Source organism: Pseudomonas sp. AL 58, from assembly GCF_036348395.1.
Taxonomy (GTDB): Bacteria; Pseudomonadota; Gammaproteobacteria; order Pseudomonadales; family Pseudomonadaceae; genus Aquipseudomonas; species Aquipseudomonas defluvii.
On the sequence record NZ_JAZBQR010000029.1, the window covers coordinates 19049 to 33773 of the forward strand.

Sequence of the window (14725 nt, forward strand, 5' to 3'; positions counted from 1 at the left end):
TGAGATCTGGGTCAGCGAGCGCGTGGTGGTCCTGGACACACTGGATACTTCACTGATACGACTGGCATCGCTGTGAATATCGGCGATATGGCGGTTGATGTCTTCGGCCACGGCATGTTGTTCTTCGGCGGCGGTGGCAATCTGGGTATTCATATCCTTGATCGTCGTCACGGCCTCATGCACACCGGCAAATGCTGCCTCCACTTGAGCCGTAAATTCGACCGATTCGTTTGACTGCACCAGGCTGTGATGCATTTCCATCGCCACGCTCTGGCTGCTGCTGACCAGTTTGCCGAGCAAGCCGTTGATCTGTTCGGTCGAATCGGAGGTGCGCTTGGCCAATGCCCGCACTTCGTCGGCCACCACCGCAAAACCACGTCCCTGATCGCCTGCGCGTGCGGCCTCGATGGCGGCATTGAGCGCCAATAGGTTGGTCTGCTCAGCGATACCGCGGATGGTGTCGAGAATGGCAGTGATACCCTGGGTATTGTGCTCCAGTTGGCTGATCGACTCCGCAGCCTGACGAATACGGTCCCCCAGGCTGCCAACCTGGCTGACCATGAGCCCGATAACCTGCTGGCCTTTGTGCGCCTGGTCCTGGCCGTGCTGTGCGGCTTCAGCGGCGCGATTGCAGTTGATCGCCACTTCATTGGCGGTGGCGACCATTTCATGGAACGCAGTAGACACCATGTCCACCGCAGTCGACTGACGCTGTGCCGTATCGTCGAGCTGGCTGGCCTGGACACCGATAGCCGCAGCGCTTTGTTCGACCTGCACGCTGGACGCGCGAATATCCTTGATCAAGTTCTGGATACTGTCGACAAAGCCATTGAAGCCCTTGGCCATTTGCGCGGTTTCATCGTTGCCCTTGATCTGTAAACGGCGCGTCAGGTCGGCCTCGCCGCTGGCAATATCGCGCAAGCCCGCTGAGGTTGTGTTGATCGGTGCAATCAGCACTTTGGACAGTGCTACGCCGCACAGCCCGAAGATCATCACCAGGACAGCGCCCAGCAGTGTGATCACCCACACCAGGTGCCAGCCGCCAGCGTTGATTTCGCTGCTCTCGATCAGGGCAATGTAGGTCCAGCCCAAGGTTTGCGACCTGTACACGCTGGCGCTGTAGTCTTTGCCATCCAGTTGCACGGTGTAGAAACCTGCTGGTTGGTTGGCAAGAAAGGCATACCCGTCACCCAGGCTCGCCAGGGCTTTGAAATTGTTGGTGGGGTGCATTGGGTCGGCCAGCACGTTGCCGTCACTCTCCACTAACAACAGATAGCCGTTGTTACCAAAACGGATCTTTCCGGCCACTTCGGTCAACTTGTTCAGCGAAACGTCCAGCGACACGACACCCGTTCCGCCATCGGCATCGATAAAGGTCTGTGCCGTGGAAACAATAACGGCGTTATCCTCGGTAAACGTATAAGCCTGCGTGCGAACAGGCTTGCCATTGCCCGTAAGGGCGGCCTTGAACCAAGGCCGTTCACGTGGGTCGTAGTGGGCGCGGATATCTGACTCTGGCCATTGCAGATAATGCCCCTGGCTCGTGGCCGCATAGACGTAGGCGTAACTGGGGTGCGATTTGCCCATCTGTGCGAACAGCTCATAGATCGCAGCGCCCACCCCGCTATCAGGGGCGTGCATCTTCGTCACGTGTGATGTTTCGATATAACGCTGAAGGGTATTGTCGGCGGACTTCAATACCTGCGTCTGACTCAATAGCGTGACGTTTTCTGCGACACTTTCAAGGAAGAAAGAAAAGGCATTATCCACTTCATGAATTTGTTTAATGCTGCTCTGGTTGAACTGTTCGCGTTCCCTGTTCATCGCCTGGTTGGCGACAAACAACGTAATCATCAATACGGGAATCAACGTGACGCCAATAAAGGCGGCTATGAGTTTGAAGCGAATCGTCATACAACCCTCTACTTTTTATTATTTGTGTTGTCCGGGTGAATTAGCTGTTTCAGAAAAACGTGGTGGCCCATTGAAAGAGCAACCTGGGGATGCCGTCCTTGAAGTACGCAAAAATCGCCAATCGAGCGGTGTACGTCAGCAGTTTGGCACGCCTGAGCCCAATAAAATCGGCAAGGGCGGATCTGATCAATTTCAGGTCGGACACGTACAAAAACGGCGTGTGGGTATCTGCTGCAATGCTTCTCGGGAATCCGTCAATGCTGGGTCGTATGGGGGCATTCAATTCAATGTTTATGTTGCTGCGGCGGGGCTGAGAGGAAGGGGGCGTTGACGGTATTCCTCCTCTGTTCGCGTACCCAAACAGAAAAAAAGCAAGAGGCGAGGCCAGAAGGACAGAAGCAACTTTCCATCACCGAGGAGAGACAATAATGAAAAAAAGCATCGACCTTTCACGCCGTACATTCATCAAAACTAGCAGTATCCTGGCGGGCACCGCCGCGCTTTCCAGCTTCCTCCCGATGAGAAGTTTCGCGGCAGCGGAAAAAGAGCTGGTTATCCTGGCATGGGCCGGGCACGCAGAACCGGATATCGTTGCCGATTTTGAGCGCCAGTATGGGGTCAAGGTCCGGGCCAAGTACTATACCGGCGGGGATAACATGCTCGGGTTGATATCACAGTCCCCGCCCGGCACCTTCGACCTGATCCTGTCTGATGCCGAGTACGTGCAGCAACTCAATGCCGCTGAATACATTGAGCGGCTCGATCCCGCCGACTACCCCTTCGATGATTTCTACCCCGAATTCCAGCACTTCCCCGGGCACTGGAAAGGCGATGAACTGTACTCGGTCTTGATCCGCTTCGGCTTTCTCGGCATCGCCTACAACACCTTGCTTGTTCCTGAAGCCAAGGTGCGCAGCTACAGCGTGTTCTGGGACGACAGCCTCAAGGGCAAGGTCGGGCACTTCGATTGGCACTTGCCCAACCTGGGGCAGATCAGTTTGGCCAATGCTAATGCGCGGCCCTACGACATCGATCCTGCGCACTGGCAAAGCGTCAAGCAGAAGATGATGACCCTGCGCCCGCAGATCGGCGGGTTCTTCGATTATGGCGGAACCTTCTCGTCGCTCAAGAATGGTCAGATCCATGCGATGTGCGGCATCGGCGACTGGATCACGGGTGTGTTGCAGCGCTCCGGCGCGCCGCTGAAAACCGTGGTGCCGGAGGAGGGCGGGTTGCAATGGACGGAGTCCTACTGCATTGCCAAGAACGCGCACAGCCCGGAGCTGGCGAAGAAGTTCATCCAATACATCACCTCGCCGGAAGGCCAGGTCAAGTCGGCGAAAATGGCCGCTTATCCCGCACTCATCCCCAACAAGCGGGGGTGGGAACTGCTGAACAAGACCGATCCCGCCGAAGCCAAGCGTCAAGGCATGGTGCTCGGTCAGCACAACGTCATGGATGACATCCGTGCAGGTCGCATCAAGTACCGCGAGCTTCCGGTCCAGCAGAGCCTGGAGGACTGGAACGACTTCTGGTCCGAATACAAGGGTGCTTGACGAAGCGTGCGGAGGTGGTCGCAATGATGTCAAACAAGTTAAAGATTTCGCCGCCTGTGGCTACCAACGGCAGCACGGTGCAGCCGCGTGGCGGCAGAAGGGGCTTGCGCTTGCCAGGGTACGGCCTCAGCTTCTCGATGCCGATACTGGTCTGGCAGTCGGTCTTCTTCGTATTCCCGCTGGCGTTTCTGGTAGCGATCAGTTTTTGGGTCGTACGCAACTTCCGGATGGTGCCGACGTTCGAGTGGCTGAACTGGAGCTACATGCTCAGCCGCGGGTTCTTCTGGGACGCCTATGCCCATACCCTGGCGATGGCTGCGGGGGCGGCAGTGCTGATCAGTGTGGTGGCGTTGCCCTGCGCTTACACCATCGCGTTCAAGTTTCGTGAGTCGGTAAAACAGTTGATCGTGCTGTTGCTGATCACACCGTTCTTCACCAGCTACCTGGTGCGCACCTATTCATGGCAGGTGTTCCTCAGCGATAACGGCATCCTCAATGCCGCGCTGGGCCAGTTCGGGCTGGAACCCCTGACAATGCTGAACACTGCGTTTGCAACCTATGTCGGTTACTTCACGCTGTGCCTGCCGCTGGTGGTGTTGCTGCAGTTGTTCAGCCTGATGTACATCGACCGTTCGCTGATAGAGGCCGCGCACAATCTGGGTTGCGGGCGGATACGCACGGTGTTTCTGGTGGTGGTGCCGTCGGCACGAATCGGTATCGTCGTCGCGGCGCTGTTCTGCTTCATCCTGACGTTCGGTGACTTCGTCAGCCCGCTCTATCTGGGCGGTGGCCAGCCGCCGACCTTGAGCACGCTGATCACTGATACCACCAAGTCCGGCCAGCAATGGCCACGTGCGGCGGTGATCGCAACGATGATGATCGTTACGTTGTTGATCACGGCTTTCGCAGCGGTTCGCTTCGCTTATCGGAGGCGTGCATGAACGAGCATCGTCTGATCAACCTGGTGCTGCGCAGTTACGTGGTGCTGGTGTTTGTCTTCATCTTCACGCCGATTGCCGGCAGCGTCGTGTTCTCATTCAACATCGACCGTTTCCCGTCCTTGCCATTGGGTGGTTTCAGCCTGCACTGGTACGAGACCATCGCCGCCGACCCAGCGGTGTGGCAGGCATTCAAGAACAGCCTGATGGTGGGTGTGGTGGTGTCCCTGGTGTCGACCGTGCTGGGCTTCACCGCGGCCTATACCGACTACCGCTATCAGTTCTTTGGCAAGTCGATCTACATGGCGCTGGCGTTGCTGCCGCCGACCATTCCGGTGGTGATCATGGGGTTGGCCATGCTGGCTTTCCTGTCGCGGGTCGGGCTTTCCGGCGAGATCTACGCGGTGATGATCAGTCACGTGGTGATGTGTGCACCGTTCGCGATGGCGGTGATCCGGATGCGCCTTGCGCAGATGGATCCGAACATCGAGGCGGCGGCTTGGAACCTCGGTGCCAATCAATGGAAGGCCATGCGCTTTGTAATCCTGCCGTTCACCGCCCCAAGCATCTTCGCTGCGCTGTTCGTGACCATGGCTGTTTCTTTCGATGAGTTCGCCGTCGCCTGGTTCGTGTCCGGGCTCAACGAAACGGTTCCGGTACGCATCCTGAATACGTTGCAGGGGCAGGTGAGCCCGACCATCAATGCGATCGGCACGATTGTCTTCATCACGACGATGACGTTGGTGATCCTCGCACAACTGCTGCTGATGCGGCGAAACAAGCCTGCAACGGTTTGATGTCACCCTGGTACATAACTGGACCCGAAGGATTTCAGCCATGACTCAACCGCTGGTGGTATTCGATAACGTGGTCAAGAATTTCGGCAGTTACCATGCTGTCGAGCGCATGAACCTTGAAATTTACAAGGGCGAGTTTGTTGCGATCATGGGCTCGAGCGGCTGCGGCAAGACCACGACGCTGCGCATGCTCGCCGGGCTCGACAAGCCGACTGAAGGCGAGATACGTCTCAACGGCGAACGGATCAACGACCTGTATTCCTGGGAGCGGGAGACGCCGCTGGTTTGGCAGAACCTGGCGCTGTTCCCGTTCCTCAATGTGGTCGAGAACGTCGAGTTTGGCCTGCGGATGCGCGGCATGGCGAAGGCCGAGCGACGCAAGAAGGCGCTGCAATGGCTTGAGCGGCTTGGCTTGGAAGAGTTTGCCATGCGTGACATCAGCCTGCTCTCCGGCGGCCAGCGTCAGCGTGTGGCGCTGGCACGCTCGCTAGTCACCGAGCCATCAATCCTGTTGCTCGATGAACCGCTGAGTGCGCTCGATGCTCATTTGAGCGTGCGCATGCAGGGCGTGCTGACCGGGCTGCAGAAGGACCTTGGCATCACCTTCGTCTACGTCACGCACAGTCAGTCCGAAGCCTTCGCCATGGCCGATCGTGTGGTGATCATGAGTCGGGGCAGGGTAGAGCAGATAGGCTCGCCGAAGGACGTTTTCCTGGAGCCGCACAACCGCTTCGTCGCCGAGTTCATTGGTGGCAAGAATATCCTCTGCGGCACGGTCACAGGTTTCGACGAGAGGGGGCTGGTTCGTGTCGGCTCGCAGCACGGTGAGTTTCTTGCGCGGCGACCGGAGGGCAAGGCGATCGCTCCTGGCGAGCAGGTCACTGTCTGCCTGAGCGCCGAGCATATCAACCTGACCCTGCACCCCAGCCGGTCCAACCGCCTGGCCTGTACCGTGGTCGGTGAAGAGTTCATTGGCTCGATGGTGAATATTTACCTTGATGCCGGCGATGGGCTTGAACTGCAGGTGCAGAAACCGCATGCCGATTACAACCGACTTGGCCTGCGCAATGGACAAGACATCGTTGCCGAATGGGACGGCGCGTGTGCGTTGATCCTGCGCGGCGATTGAGCATCGGGGCACGCACGGCGTGCATGTTCCCCAACGGGGCAGTGCACAAAACAAGGCTACCGCTGTACCACGGCAGTAACTATAGTGGCGCGCGGTTCGGCGCTTGAAAAACATGAAGATAATAAGACACTTACAGAGGGTGTGTGCATGAACAACAGCGTAGTGATCGGCGAACTCACCTGGCCGGAATATGCGCAGAAGGTGGCTGACGGTTGCCCGATATTCCTGCCCGTCGGCGCATTGGAGCAGCATGGCCATCACATGTGCATGGAGGTCGATGTCCTGTTGCCGACAGCGGTCTGCAAGGCGGTAGCGTTCAATGTCGATGGCCTGGTTTTGCCCGCGCTGGCCTATGGGTACAAGTCTCAGCAAAAATCGGGGGGTGGCAACCACTTTCCCGGAACGACGAGCCTTGATGGCGCCACGCTGACCCATACCGTTCAGGACATCATTCGAGAGCTGGCACGTCATGGTGCGCGCAAGCTGGTGTTGATGAATGGGCATTACGAAAACTCGATGTTCATTGTCGAAGGTATTGACCTTGCCCTTCGCGAACTCCGTTATGGCGGCATCAACGATTTCAAAGTGGTGGTGCTGTCCTACTGGGACTTCATTAACGACCCGGCCGTGATTGAACAGCTTTATCCCGAAGGTTTCCTCGGTTGGGATATCGAACATGGCGGTGTCTTCGAGACGTCGCTGATGCTGGCCCTGCACCCCGACAAGGTCGATCTGAGCCGTGCTGTCGACCATCCCCCGGCCACCTTCCCGCCGTATGACGTCTTTCCCATCATCCCAGAGCGCACGCCGGCATGTGGAACCCTGTCTTCCCCTAAAGGCTCCAGCCGCGAGAAAGGCGAACTGATCCTGAGTGTCTGTGTCTCCGGTATCAGCGCCGCAGTGCGGGAGGCGTTTGATCTGACAACATAAGAGCATCCGTGAGCGCCGAAACAACAACCTGCAGCTGATTCTTCACCCTCCTAAATAGAATAAAAAGGGTAAATATCATGTCCAACAGCTCCACTCTGGCCCCAGGCCTCAAGCAGCGTCATGTCACCATGCTCTCCATCGCCGGTGCCATTGGTGCCGGCCTGTTCATCGGCTCAGGGCATGCCATCGCGTCTGCCGGCCCCGCGGCGATTCTGGCTTACATTTTTTCCGGCACGCTGGTCGTTCTGGTCATGCGTATGCTGGGCGAAATGGCAGTAGCCTCACCGGATACCGGATCATTCTCCACCTATGCCGAGCGGGCGATGGGACGTAGCGCAGGCTTTACCATCGGCTGGTTGTACTGGTGGTTCTGGGTGTTGGTGATTCCAATCGAAGCCATTGCCGCCGCTGCTATTCTGCACGCCTGGTTCCCTGCGGTGCAGACGTGGGAGTTTGCAATTGCGGTTACCGCGCTGCTGACGGTAACCAACCTGTTCAGCGTGGCGCGTTATGGCGAGTTCGAGTTCTGGTTCGCCATGCTCAAAGTCATTGCGGTATTGGGCTTCATCGCCATTGGTGGGCTGGCCCTGGCAGGCGCATTGCCCGGTAGAGAGGTGAGTGGCGTCATGGAGCTGAGCAAGACGTTTGGTGGCTTCATGCCTAATGGCATGACCGCTGTCATCGGCGCGATGCTTACCACCGTATTCAGTTTCATGGGCACGGAAATCGTCACGATTGCAGCGGCTGAATCCCAGAACCCGGCCAAGCAGATTACCCGCGCGACAAACTCGGTCGTCTGGCGCATGGGTATTTTCTACATTGTCTCGGTCTTCCTCATCATCTCCATTGTTCCCTGGAATGACCCCATGCTTCGGGAGGTGGGTTCTTATCAGCGAGCGCTTGAGCTGATGAACGTTCCGCAGGCGAAGATGATTGTCGATATTGTGGTACTGATAGCGGTGGCCAGCTGCCTCAACTCAGCCATCTATACGGCCTCGCGCATGGTCTACTCCCTGAGCAAGCGTGGAGATGGCCCGCAAGTGCTGCAGAAAACTACATCGTCGGGTGTGCCCTATGTGGCGGTACTGACGAGCACCGCCGTCGGCTTTCTGACGACCGCGCTCAATTACTTCGCGCCCGATGAAGTGTTCTCGTTCCTGCTTGCCAGTTCGGGCGCTGTTGCACTGCTTGTGTACCTCGTCATTGCGGTTTCTCAGCTCAAACTTCGCAAGAAACTGAATGAGTCGGGGCAGCACATTGCATTCAAGATGTGGTTTTACCCATGGCTCAGCTACCTGGTCATTTTCTGCATCTTGAGCATCCTGACCGTTATGTTGATGTTGCCAGAGCATCGTATGGAAGTGATTGCTACCGGTGCGCTCACGCTGTGCATCGTCTGCATGGGCTCAATCTTCAACGCCAGGAAGGCGACTGCCGTGCAAACCATTAAGGTCGCGTCGACGGAAAGCGTTTGACGCCAGACCTCGCTGGCGCCCTCTATCACTGACCTGTATACGGCCTGCTCTCAGAGCAGGCCGGCTTTTTCCTTCCCCCGCCGCCAGTGCTCCTGGCGCGCCTGCTTCCCCTTCGAAACGACATGGACCCACGCCAGGTGGGCGCCGAATGTAAACAATCGAGGGTCGAATTCAGACAATGTTGGTGGTGTTGTAGATCTGATAATCCACTCAAGCGCGCTTAATTCTTGCGCAGAGGTGGCAGGTTTTGATGACAAATACCACTATGGCAATCGACGATAAACAGCACGGTCCGCATGAACGCGTACTTGAGTCGGTGGGCTTTTTGCTGGTCAACAACTTCTCCCTGATGGCCATGTCTTGCGCCGTTGAGCCGCTGCGCCTGGCCAATCAGTTGTCGGGGCAGGAGCTCTACCGTTGGCACACCTTGACCCTGGATGGTCGCCCGGTATGGGCCAGCAATGGCCTGCAGATATCCCCCAATGCGGCTGCCAGTAATGCGCCAGCAATGGACGCACTGTTTGTGTGTGGCGGCAAAGGCATTGAGCGCAGTTGTACTGCTGAACAGGCGTCCTGGCTCAAGTCACAGTCCGAACAGGGGCTGCACTTGGGCGGCGTGTGCTCTGGGAGCTGGGCCTTGGCCGCAGCCGGCCTGCTTGATGGCTACGATTGCAGTGTCGACTGGCCCTACCTGATGGACATGCAGGAGGGGTTTCCAGGGGTCACTTTAAGCGCGCAATTGTTTGTCATTGACCGTGATCGTTACACGGCCTCGGGCGGTACCGCTTCCCTGGACATGATGTTGCGGTTGATTGGTGCGGGGCATGGGTCAGAACTGGTGGCGCAGATCTGTGAGACCCTGGCCTTTGATCACCGGCGCAACGAACAGGGCCATCAGCGCCTGCCACTCAAGCACATGTTGGGGCATGCGCAGCCGAAACTGCAGGAGGTCGTGGCGCTGATGGAAAGCAACCTGCGCGAACCGCTTAGCCTCGATGAACTGGCCAGCTACCTGAGTGTTTCCAGGCGGCAGTTGGAGCGGTTGTTTCTGAAGTATCTCTACAGTACCCCCATGCGCTATTACCAGAAGTTGAGGTTGATGCGGGCACGGCAACTGCTCAGGCAGACGGCGCTGCCGGTGATGCAGGTCGCGACTGAGTGCGGCTTCATTTCAACTCAGCATTTCTCCAAGCGCTACCGCGAACACTATGGCGTTCCGCCCAAGGATGAGCGCGTGCATCGTCGTCGCATGAGTTCCCCGCCGCTGCATTGAGGGCATTACTGGCGCGACACCTGTCCGGCCCCGAGATTTCTCGGGGCCGGTTTTTTTTGGCCGTGGTGTCCACGATTCGGATCTAACCAATTTTGGGTCGGGCACGTACAAAAGATGCCCCTGGGTATCTGCTGCAATGCTCCTCACGGACCCGGCCAAAAGCGGTGTACCGAATCGCTAACAATGACAAGGAACACAGACGATGCAAATGCCAAAAACAATCCAGATCCGCAACGGCGATAAAGTCCAATCGACCTTTTCCGAGCAGGAATATGCCGATCGCCAGGCCAAGCTGCGTGCCTACATGGCGGCCCAGGATATCGATGCGGCGGTGTTCACTTCCTACCACAACGTCAACTACTACAGCGATTTCATTTACTGCTCCTTCGGCCGCCCTTACGCGTTGGTCGTGACCCAGGACAAGGTGGTGTCGATCAGCGCCAACATCGACGGTGGCCAGCCATGGCGTCGTACCGTGGGCACCGACAACATCGTCTACACCGACTGGCAGCGTGACAACTTCTTCGTCGCCATCGAGCAAGCGCTTCCCAAAGCGGGCCGCATCGGTATCGAGTTCGACCATCTGAACCTGCAGAACCATGCGAAGCTCGCTGCGCGTTATCCGCAGGCGCAATTGGTCGACATCGCCGCACCCTGCATGCGTATGCGCATGATCAAGTCCGCAGAAGAACACGTCATGATTCGTCATGGCGCGCGTATCGCCGACATCGGCGGTGCGGCGGTAGTCGAGGCATTGCGTGATCAGGTACCTGAGTACGAAGTGGCATTGCACGCTACTCAGGCGATGGTGCGCGAGATCGCCCGCAGCTTCCCTGAAGGCGAGCTGATGGACACCTGGACCTGGTTTCAGTCGGGCATCAACACCGACGGCGCCCATAACCCGGTGACCAGTCGCAAGGTCAACAAAGGGGATATTCTGAGCCTCAACTGCTTCCCGATGATCGCCGGCTACTACACCGCCCTTGAACGTACCCTGTTCCTCGATCACTGCTCCGACGAGCACCTGCGCTTGTGGAACGTCAACGTCCAGGTCCATGAAGCGGGCCTGAAGCTGATCAAGCCTGGCATGCGTTGCAGCGACATCGCTCGAGAGCTGAACGAGATCTACCTTCAGCACGACCTGTTGCAGTACCGTACCTTCGGTTACGGGCATTCATTCGGCACCCTCAGCCACTACTACGGCCGCGAGGCGGGCCTGGAGTTGCGCGAGGATATCGATACAGTACTCGAGCCAGGCATGGTGGTGTCGATCGAGCCGATGATCATGCTGCCTGAAGGCATGCCGGGTGCTGGTGGCTATCGCGAACACGACATCCTGATCGTCAACGAGCAGGGTTCGGAGAACATCACCAAGTTCCCTTACGGGCCAGAGAAGAACATCATCAAGAAGTAAACGTGATACGCCGCACAGGGATGTGCGGCTTTTTTTTCCCTGGTCAACGTTGCCAGGGGAGAAGCGAGCCAGCCCTACATTTCGCCGGAAATAACAATAAAAAGGGTACTTGTCATGTCTACCACCTCCACGCTGACGTCAGCCCGGTTTCATTCACGCGAGCAAGATGCTGAACGGCAGGCACTGCGCAAGGCAGCGCGTGCCAGTTTCATGGGTAACTTCGTCGAATGGTTCGATTACGCCGCCTACGGCTATCTGGCCACAGTCATCGCCGCCACCTTTTTCCCGCAAACCGATAAAGCCACGGGTTTGCTTGCAACCTTTGCCGTGTTCGCTTTGTCCTTTATCGTTCGCCCTCTGGGCGGATTGGTATGGGGGCACTTCGGTGACAAGTATGGGCGTCGAAATGCGTTGTCCTATTCCATCCTGATCATGTCCATTTCGACGTTTTGCATCGGTGTCCTGCCCACCTATGGGCACATCGGCTTGTGGGCACCGGCGTTGCTATTGCTTATCCGACTGGTCCAGGGTTTTTCTGCTTCCGGTGAGTACGCCGGTGCTTCGGCATTTCTTGCTGAGTATGCGCCACAAGGCAAGCGAGGGCTGTACACCAGCATCGTGCCGGCGAGTACTGCCGCAGGGTTGCTGTTCGGCGCGGCCTTCGTTGCGGGCCTGCATGGCCTGTTGAGCAGCGAAGACATGCAAAGCTGGGGTTGGCGCGTGCCGTTCTTGTTGGCAGCACCTTTTGGCCTGGTCGGCCGTTACATCCGCATGAGCCTGCAGGACACCCCCAAGTTCCTGGAAATGGAGCAGCGCCTGGAAAACAAGGAATGTGCCACAGCAGCGCCGATCCGCGAATTGCTGACCGTGCATCGTCGCAGCGTCATCATCGGTATCGGCGTCACCTGCCTCAACGCTGTGGCCTTTTACCTGTTGCTCAGTTACATGCCGACCTACCTGTCGACGGAAATGGGGATGAGTGAGAGCGACTCCTTCATTGCCTCGACCGTCTCACTGGCGACCTACATCGGCCTGATTTTCCTCATGGGCAAACTGTCCGACTTCTTCGGTCGCAAGACCATGCTGGTCATGGCGTCGGTGTTGTTCCTGTTACTGACGTTCCCATTGTTCGGCATGCTGGATCATCAGCCATTGGTGGTCATTCTGATGATCCAGATCATCTTCGGCGCCATGCTGGCCATGAACGACGGTACCTTGCCGAGTTTTCTCGCAGAGATTTTCCCGACTCGGGTGCGCTTCAGCGGCTTTGCCTTCAGCTTCAACATCGCCAACGCCTTGTTTGGCGGTACTGCGCCGTTTATCGCCACGTGGTTGATCCAGCTGACGGGCAACAAGATGGCGCCTGCCTGGTACTTGTTGGCGGCAGCCTTGGTCGCGCTGGTGGCGATGCTGTCGGTGCGGGAAACAGCGCATGCAGCGCTGCGGGATTGATTGATTCGCCAGGCAGGCCTGCGATGCAAACACCGCGAAGGTACTGGCACCGCGCCGATGCCATCGCGGGCAAGCCCGGCTCCTACAGCTGGCGCGGGCTCTGTTGGAGCAGGCTTGCCTGCGATGCAAGCACCGCGAAGGCACTGGCACCACAGCGATGCCATCGCGGGCAAGCCCGGCTCCTACAGGCGGCTTGGTCTTCGTTGGAGCAGGCTTGCCTGTGATGCAAGCACTGCGAAGGCACTGGCACCACAGCGATACGATCGCGGGCAAGCCCGGCTCCTACAGGCGACTCGGTCTTCGTTGGAGCAGGCTTGCCTGCGATGTAAGCACCGCCAAGGCACTGGCACCACAGCGATGCCATCGCGGGCAAGCCCGGCTCCTACAGGCGGCTCGGTTTTCGTTGGAGCAGGCTTGCCTGCGATGCAAGCACTGCGAAGGATGCCATTGCAGTTCAAGACTGCGTTCCAAAGACGTTACTGCAATGCGCCTTTTTTGCGCTCGCCCATGGGGGACAGGCCAAAGAATCGGCTGTAACACTTGGAGAAGTGCGCAGGCGAGGCGAAACCGCAGGCCAGGGCGATATCGCGTACCTGGGATTCACTGCGCAGCAGCAACTGACGCGCCCTCGACAAGCGCAATTCCAGGTAGTACTGGCTCGGGGTACGTTGCAGGTACTTGTTAAACAAACGCTCCAGTTGCCGCACCGACACATCGTTCAAGGCGGCCAGTTCATCCAGCCCTACTGGCTCCTCAAGATTGGCTTCCATGATGGCCACCACCTGGCTGAGCTTGGGTTGAGACGTGCCCAGCTTGCTGCGCAACGGTACCCGTTGCTGCTCGCGCGCGCCGCGCACCCGGTCACACAACAGCAGCTCGGCAGCCCGCGCGGCGATCTCTGAGCCGTTGGGTTCGCGGGCGACCAGTTGCAGGATCATGTCCATGGCGGCGACGCCGCCTGAACAGGTGTAACGGTCGCGGTCCAGTTCGAACAACTGATTGGAAATGATGATCCCGGGGAAACGATCCTTGAGTGCTTCGATGTCTTCCCAGTGAATGGTGCAACGGTAGCCTTTGAGCAGGTCAGCGCGGGCCAGCAGGTGGCTTCCGGTACAGATCCCTCCCAATGGGATGTGTTGATGGGCCAGCTTGCGCAGCCAATTGAGCAGTGGTCGGCTGCTGTGGTCGGAAACGATAGGGTTGGCGCCTACGACGAAGAGAATGTCGAGGTCGGGTGCGTCTTCGATGGCGTAGTCTGGCAGCACGCGCATGCCGTTACTGGCGGTCACCGGGTCGTGATTGGCAGCAATGATGACGGTCCGGTACAAGATTTGATGCGCGGCCATGTTGGCGATGCGCAGGGTTTCCACGGCCGACGCGAAACCGATGGTAGTGAAGTTCGGCAGCACCAGAAAACCGATGGTCTTGACCGGCTTTTGCGCCTTGGCCGAATGATCCGCAGCGGCTGTGCCCTTCAATGTCTGGGCCATGTTCTTTCCTCTTATGCATCGGTAATGCGTTCTCCGGCATTAGCATCGAGACATCGCAGTACGGGTTGTTTTTCTTGTTGTCCCTGCCTGCTTCCAGGCGCTCGGATAGTACACCTTGTGGGGGCTTGGTGCCTGGCCCTTGGAGGGATTGCCGGGCATTTGGATGTCGATATCAGACAAACATGACACCTGTCGTTTTTGCACAATCGGCTCAACAAAAAAAACAGCGACGGAAGGTCTCCGTCATGAGGAGAGAGCATGTTCAGTAAAAACGATCAACTCCAGGGTTATGACGATGCACTGCTGGCGGCGATGAATGCCGAAGAGCAGCGTCAGGAAGATCACATCGAACTGATC

At 57.8% G+C, this 14725-nt stretch carries 11 protein-coding genes and 3 pseudogenes; 11 read left to right on the forward strand and 3 right to left on the reverse strand.

What is annotated here, in order from left to right; genetic code table 11:
* Window positions 1–80: 80 nt before the first annotated feature.
* A pseudogene (locus UIA24_RS23430) lies at window positions 81–846 on the reverse strand (methyl-accepting chemotaxis protein); the annotation flags it as partial.
* Window positions 820–1914, reverse strand: a pseudogene (locus UIA24_RS23435) (cache domain-containing protein); the annotation flags it as partial. The pseudogenes UIA24_RS23435 and UIA24_RS23430, both read right to left, overlap by 27 nt.
* Between UIA24_RS23435 and UIA24_RS21775 the strand changes: the two are divergent.
* The 10 genes and pseudogenes from UIA24_RS21775 to UIA24_RS21820 all read left to right on the forward strand — a co-directional run bounded on the left by UIA24_RS21775 (window position 1898) and on the right by UIA24_RS21820 (window position 12878).
* On the forward strand, window positions 1898–2245 hold the full coding sequence (locus UIA24_RS21775) for a hypothetical protein (RefSeq protein WP_330523901.1): 348 nt from the start codon (window positions 1898–1900) through the stop codon (window positions 2243–2245). The pseudogene UIA24_RS23435 and the gene UIA24_RS21775 overlap by 17 nt on opposite strands.
* Window positions 2246–2342: 97 nt before the next feature.
* Window positions 2343–3470: an extracellular solute-binding protein gene (locus UIA24_RS21780; RefSeq protein WP_099773984.1), complete on the forward strand. Its 1128-nt coding sequence runs from the start codon at window positions 2343–2345 to the stop codon at window positions 3468–3470.
* A 23-nt stretch (window positions 3471–3493) separates the two neighbouring features.
* A complete protein-coding gene (locus UIA24_RS21785; RefSeq protein ID WP_330523903.1) occupies window positions 3494–4411 on the forward strand; it encodes an ABC transporter permease in 918 nt (305 codons plus the stop codon).
* On the forward strand, window positions 4408–5205 hold the full coding sequence (locus UIA24_RS21790; RefSeq protein ID WP_099773986.1) for an ABC transporter permease: 798 nt from the start codon (window positions 4408–4410) through the stop codon (window positions 5203–5205). The genes UIA24_RS21785 and UIA24_RS21790 overlap by 4 nt, the downstream gene beginning before the upstream one ends.
* Before the next feature lie 40 nt (window positions 5206–5245).
* On the forward strand, window positions 5246–6334 hold the full coding sequence (locus UIA24_RS21795; protein WP_330523904.1) for an ABC transporter ATP-binding protein: 1089 nt from the start codon (window positions 5246–5248) through the stop codon (window positions 6332–6334).
* A gap of 147 nt (window positions 6335–6481) precedes the next feature.
* Window positions 6482–7264, forward strand: coding sequence for a creatininase (locus UIA24_RS21800; protein ID WP_065761234.1), 783 nt, complete (start codon window positions 6482–6484; stop codon window positions 7262–7264).
* A gap of 77 nt (window positions 7265–7341) precedes the next feature.
* Window positions 7342–8739 (forward strand): GABA permease, encoded by a 1398-nt coding sequence (gene gabP / locus UIA24_RS21805; protein ID WP_330523905.1) that lies wholly within the window; start codon window positions 7342–7344, stop codon window positions 8737–8739.
* Between the two features lie 265 nt (window positions 8740–9004).
* A pseudogene (locus UIA24_RS21810) lies at window positions 9005–9976 on the forward strand (GlxA family transcriptional regulator); the annotation flags it as partial.
* 238 nt (window positions 9977–10214) lie between these two features.
* The gene (locus UIA24_RS21815; protein WP_065761236.1) at window positions 10215–11426 is read left to right on the forward strand and encodes a M24 family metallopeptidase; all 1212 of its coding nucleotides are present in this window, start codon (window positions 10215–10217) and stop codon (window positions 11424–11426) included.
* Between the two features lie 114 nt (window positions 11427–11540).
* Window positions 11541–12878 carry an MFS transporter gene (locus UIA24_RS21820; protein WP_065761237.1) on the forward strand — a complete coding sequence of 446 codons (1338 nt, stop codon included), beginning with the start codon at window positions 11541–11543 and terminating at the stop codon, window positions 12876–12878.
* A 476-nt stretch (window positions 12879–13354) separates the two neighbouring features.
* Here the strand turns inward: UIA24_RS21820 and UIA24_RS21825 are convergent, their stop codons facing one another.
* Entirely contained in the window at window positions 13355–14368 is a 1014-nt protein-coding gene (locus UIA24_RS21825) for a GlxA family transcriptional regulator (RefSeq protein WP_330523906.1), read from the reverse strand.
* A gap of 258 nt (window positions 14369–14626) precedes the next feature.
* On the opposite strand from UIA24_RS21825, the gene UIA24_RS21830 reads away from it, so the two are divergent.
* Window positions 14627–14725: hypothetical protein (locus tag UIA24_RS21830; protein ID WP_245704372.1), on the forward strand; the 99-nt coding region annotated here is incomplete at its 3' end.

Bases quoted from the DNA above. Each gene is read 5' to 3' on its own strand.
- UIA24_RS21780 (WP_099773984.1), top strand. From the start codon at position 2,343: ATGAAAAAAAGCATCGACCTTTCACGCCGTACATTCATCAAAACTAGC.
- UIA24_RS21820 (WP_065761237.1), top strand. From the start codon at position 11,541: ATGTCTACCACCTCCACGCTGACGTCAGCCCGGTTTCATTCACGCGAG.
- UIA24_RS21785 (WP_330523903.1), top strand. From the start codon at position 3,494: ATGATGTCAAACAAGTTAAAGATTTCGCCGCCTGTGGCTACCAACGGC.
- UIA24_RS21815 (WP_065761236.1), top strand. From the start codon at position 10,215: ATGCAAATGCCAAAAACAATCCAGATCCGCAACGGCGATAAAGTCCAA.
- UIA24_RS21795 (WP_330523904.1), top strand. From the start codon at position 5,246: ATGACTCAACCGCTGGTGGTATTCGATAACGTGGTCAAGAATTTCGGC.
- UIA24_RS21790 (WP_099773986.1), top strand. From the start codon at position 4,408: ATGAACGAGCATCGTCTGATCAACCTGGTGCTGCGCAGTTACGTGGTG.
- UIA24_RS21800 (WP_065761234.1), top strand. From the start codon at position 6,482: ATGAACAACAGCGTAGTGATCGGCGAACTCACCTGGCCGGAATATGCG.
- gabP (WP_330523905.1), top strand. From the start codon at position 7,342: ATGTCCAACAGCTCCACTCTGGCCCCAGGCCTCAAGCAGCGTCATGTC.
- UIA24_RS21825 (WP_330523906.1), bottom strand. From the start codon at position 14,368: ATGGCCCAGACATTGAAGGGCACAGCCGCTGCGGATCATTCGGCCAAG.